Origin of the sequence: Rothia sp. HMSC069D01 (assembly GCF_001810135.1) — a bacterium.
In the GTDB taxonomy this organism is placed as follows: Bacteria; Actinomycetota; Actinomycetes; order Actinomycetales; family Micrococcaceae; genus Rothia.
In genome coordinates, this window is sequence record NZ_KV800108.1 from 746677 (window position 1) to 748587 (window position 1911).

1 protein-coding gene and 2 tRNA genes are annotated in these 1911 nt (G+C 58.6%); all 3 read right to left on the reverse strand.

What is annotated here, in order from left to right:
- Window positions 1-33 precede the first annotated feature (33 nt).
- A complete protein-coding gene (locus HMPREF2710_RS07415; protein WP_070600394.1) occupies window positions 34-1029 on the reverse strand; it encodes an HNH endonuclease in 996 nt (331 codons plus the stop codon).
- 637 nt (window positions 1030-1666) lie between these two features.
- Window positions 1667-1738 (reverse strand) — tRNA-Val (locus HMPREF2710_RS07420).
- 24 nt (window positions 1739-1762) lie between these two features.
- A tRNA-Cys gene (locus HMPREF2710_RS07425) sits at window positions 1763-1833 on the reverse strand.
- Window positions 1834-1911: the final 78 nt, after the last annotated feature.

The window sequence follows — 1911 nt, forward strand, 5'->3', positions numbered from 1 at the left end:
GGCACCCTGATGTCGCTTTCGGAAGGTGCGGCTTTATGCGAGCCGCAGGTTCCGTCCGCGCACGCAACGCCAGCAGAGGGTCTGCAGATTATCGGGCTCGTTATTGCCGCCTTCGGATAGCGGAACCTTGTGGACGACCTCTAGGATGAGGATTCGTTCACGCATGATGGAGTTGCCGCATCCGGGGTTTTGGCAGGTGTAGTTGTCACGTTCTTTGATGCGTTGGCGCAATTGGGCGGTCATGAGGGTGCGTTTGCCACCTTCGGGCCATGCCCAGCGTATTTTGCGTTCTAGGGTTTCGGAGAGCGCATCGAGGGTTGGGGTGTCGAGGGTGACGGTGACGGCGCGGTTTTCTTTGCCGCCGGGTGAGGCGTATTCGAAGCGGTAGACGGGGTATGGCACGGTCAGCCCTACGTGGCAGACGTTGAGTTTGTCCCAGAACTCGTCGGCATAGTGCTTGGTGATGAATTGGGGCGGGTTGATGTGTGCGAGCATGTCGTCTTCGCGGCGTCGCACGTTATCGATTGCGGTTTCAAGGCGCGCGATATCGTCGGAGAGGCGTTGTACGTCTTTGAGGGTTTGCAGGTCGGCTTCGATGTGGAAGTATTTGGTGAGGCTGCCGATGGGGTCCCGCTCGGCTTCGAGAACGACCTGTTGGGAGGCCTTGTAGACGTGCGGGTGGCGTTCTTCGGGCTTCTTCTGCAGCAGTGTCTGCCAGGTTTTGGGTTGTTGAATTTCGACGGTGGCGAGGTGGCTGTACATGCCGTTGGTGGAGGTGCCGAGTTCGTAGATTCCGTGCGTGTAGATGTCGTGTACGTAGCTGGCGATTTCGTTGTATTCGCTGGCGAGTGTGGCGGTGCGTTGGCGGTGCGTCTGAAATTCGGGGGATGTGAAGTACCGGTTTTTGCGGATGGTCATGATGATACCCAGAATGAGCACGATGATGACAACGCCGAGGATGACGTACCAGAGGGAGAAGGCGAGGCATACAGCGAAGAAGATGCCGAGCCCTTTGAGGGAGGATTTCACGGGTGTTCCTTTGCGATACGGCGGTGTATCTGTGAGTGTAGATTTCCTCCATTAGGGTATCGGAGGTATTCGCGGCGTGCAAAGCATTTGGTCACGTTGGAGGTGTATAGGCTTCCGCGCCGCTCCCTTCCTGCGCTCCTGCAGGGGAACCCGCCACGCCCGGACGCTCCGCTCTTCCTTGCTTCGTTGCGGAGAGCGCCCGTGCGGGCACCCTGATGTCGCTTTCGGAAGGTGCGGCGCTAAGCCGCAATTTCAACCCACCTATTTGGCGGAGCCAGCAAAAGACTGAGAAGGCGACAGCCGCCCTCCCCCTCCAGTTCGTTATGTCGGTATCGCGCACCCAAGCCCTGCACATACTGAGCCGGGGGGCTAAGTGTCTTACCTACGAGGCGGAGGGGCGGTGCCCTCCGTCGTGACATCGGAGACATGGAGCGGTGCGAGCGTATTTTCCGGAAGCGCCCTCAGGGCGCCCGAAGCGAAGCGAGGGCGGGTCCCCTGCGACGGCGCGGAGGAAATATACGCAGCACCACCTCCAGAACATGCACAGGAACAAGGAGGGCTCTATCCCTCCGCAAACCCAAGAAACTAAAAAGTTAAACACAAAAGCCCTTAGCTCGAAAGCTAAGGGCTTTATCTGTGCGCGATACTGGGATCGAACCAGTGACCTCTTCCGTGTCAGGGAAGCGCGCTACCGCTGCGCCAATCGCGCTCACAAAACAGTTGTTTTGTTGCGAGGTGAGGACGGGATTCGAACCCGCGTACACGGCTTTGCAGGCCGCTGCCTAACCACTCGACCACCTCACCGCATACGCTCCACGAGGGAACGCGTTCGAACTCTTGGAGTCCTTACGAGCGGTTGACGAGACTTGAACTCGCGACATC